The organism is Mesorhizobium sp. M2A.F.Ca.ET.042.01.1.1 (assembly GCF_003997405.1).
Taxonomy (GTDB): Bacteria; Pseudomonadota; Alphaproteobacteria; order Rhizobiales; family Rhizobiaceae; genus Mesorhizobium.
The window spans coordinates 1-2097 of sequence record NZ_RZRX01000493.1 but is presented as its reverse complement, the minus strand read 5'-3'; the positions used below and the strand labels follow the sequence as shown (position 1 = coordinate 2097).

Sequence of the window (2097 nt, the reverse complement as noted above, 5' to 3'; positions counted from 1 at the left end):
GTCCTCAGCACCGCCAGAATAGCCTTCTTGATGATCATCACTAGAACTCCTCTGAAGCCCCAGGGAAATGACAACAGGTTGAAAACAGGGGCGATTTCGCCCAAGTGCGGGCGCATTGCGGCGGAACGGCGGCGGAGTTCGCTCACGAAGTGAATCAAGGTTTCCCGGCAGTTGAACGCCATGGTTGCCAAACGGGTAAGTTCGCTGGGCAACAGTAAACAGCCGCCCGCCGTTCAGTCGATCTTCAGCGGCACCAAAATCGCAGACCAGCCGCGATTGTCTGGATCGATTTGCTCGAGCGAGGTAGGGAGCGGGACCGCTTTGCCGTCTTCGATCATCCCTTCGACGTGGAACGCCAAGGCTTCCTCGGCAAGGTCGCGCGCCTCGTCAACAGTTGCGCCGGCGGTCACTACGCCGGGAAAGTCGGGAAAGGACACGCCGAAATGGCTGCCCGCCTCTTTGTGGATCAGCCCGACGTACTGGCGCATTCCGTTCCTCTTGCCGCACGGTCATCGACCGCTAGTTTAAATCGCCGGCACGACGGCGCAAGACGATGGACAAAGTTACATCGACCCGCACCACTCCTGAAGGGAGGCCGAGGGTTCGCGCTGCGCAGTATGTGCGCATGTCGAAAGAGCAGCAGACCTACTCGATCGAAAACCAGAAAGACGCCATCCGCAACTATGCCGATATCATGGGCTACGAGATCGTCGCCACGTACGAGGACGCCGGTCGCAGCGGCCTCATGTTGGAAGGGCGCCCCGGCCTGCAAAATTTGCTCGCCGACGTGGAGAGCGGACGCGCCGATTTCGAAACCATAGTTGTCTATGACGTCAGCCGCTGGGGCCGCTTTCAGAACGTCGATGAAAGCGCGTCCTACGAGTACCGGTGCCATCTGGCCGGCGTGCGGATCGAATTCTGCGCCGAGCAGTTCTTGAACGACGGCAGTATCGGCTCGGACGTGCTCAAGGCCATCAAACGCAGCATGGCGGCCGAGCACAGTCGCATGCTCTCGCAAAAGACGTTCATAGGGCAGGCAAGGCTGATCCGGTTGGGATTCCGCCAGGGTGGTAAGCCAGGTCTCGGCTTGAGACGCCAGATTATCGACCATTCGGGACGCCCAAAACTTATCCTCTCTGAGCACGAGCAAAAGAGCGTGCACACCGACAGAACGATCCTGGTGCCCGGGCCGGCGAAAGAGATTGCAACGGTTCGGTGGATCTTCCGTCAGTTCGTCAAAACGCACATGACAGAGCTCGATATGGCAAGGCTCCTGAACAAGCGCGGCGTGCTGACTGACCTTGAGCGACCATGGAAGCGGGAAACGGTGCGCGGCGTCTTGACCAATGAAAAATACGTCGGCACCAATGTCTGGAACAAGCGCTCCCGCAAGCTGAAAGCAAAGGCAGTGAGCAACCCTCCTGAACAGTGGGTGCGCGCGGAAGGGGCATTCGAGCCGATTGTAGATCGCAAGCTATTCGATCGGGCTCAAGCCATCCACAGAGAGCTCTATTCGCATCTGCGCGTGAGCAATGATGAGATTCTGGCTGCACTGAAGAAGGTCCTGGCGCGTCACGGGGCCCTGTCAAGCTCGATCATCGAGGCTGCGCCTGAATGCCCCAAGGCCAGCTTTTATCATCATCGCTTCGGAAGCCTTCTGAAGGCCTACGAATTGATTGGGTATCAGCCGCCGAAGAACTGGCAGTTTATCACATCGCGAGAGCGACTCACGTCGCTGCGCACACAGGCGATCGGGGACCTACTGGCCGCGATCGGATGCGTTGGCGGAAAGGCCACCTACGACGGAGAGACCGACCTCCTGCGGATCAACGACGAGTTCACGGTTGCGGTCGAAATCGCACGCTGCCGCGCTTCCGACCACGGCTACCCTTTCTGGTCCATGGACACCCAACGCCAGTCGGTGGCCGACATTTTCACCCTGATCAGGATGCGCCCGGGTGACCTGGTCATTCGGGACTACCTTATTGCCCCCGCTTCTGAAATCGTCGGCAAATCGCAGTTGGCCGCGAACAATGGAGCGCAGCTGGACACCTACCTCTTTTCCACGCTCGACCCGCTCGTCAAGCTGTCAGCGCG

The 2097-nt window shown here is 59.1% G+C and carries 2 protein-coding genes and 1 pseudogene; 1 reads left to right on the top strand and 2 read right to left on the bottom strand.

Features of this window, described 5'->3' with window-relative positions; translation table 11 throughout:
* Both EOA23_RS34130 and EOA23_RS34125 read right to left on the bottom strand, forming a co-directional pair.
* A partial coding sequence (locus EOA23_RS34130) for a hypothetical protein (protein ID WP_145966590.1) occupies positions 1 to 212 on the bottom strand: 212 nt, incomplete at its 3' end.
* Between the two features lie 24 nt (positions 213 to 236).
* Positions 237 to 488, bottom strand: a pseudogene (locus EOA23_RS34125) (type II toxin-antitoxin system HicB family antitoxin); the annotation flags it as partial.
* 65 nt (positions 489 to 553) lie between these two features.
* Between EOA23_RS34125 and EOA23_RS34120 the strand changes: the two are divergent.
* A partial coding sequence (locus tag EOA23_RS34120; RefSeq protein ID WP_145966589.1) for a recombinase family protein occupies positions 554 to 2097 on the top strand: 1544 nt, incomplete at its 3' end.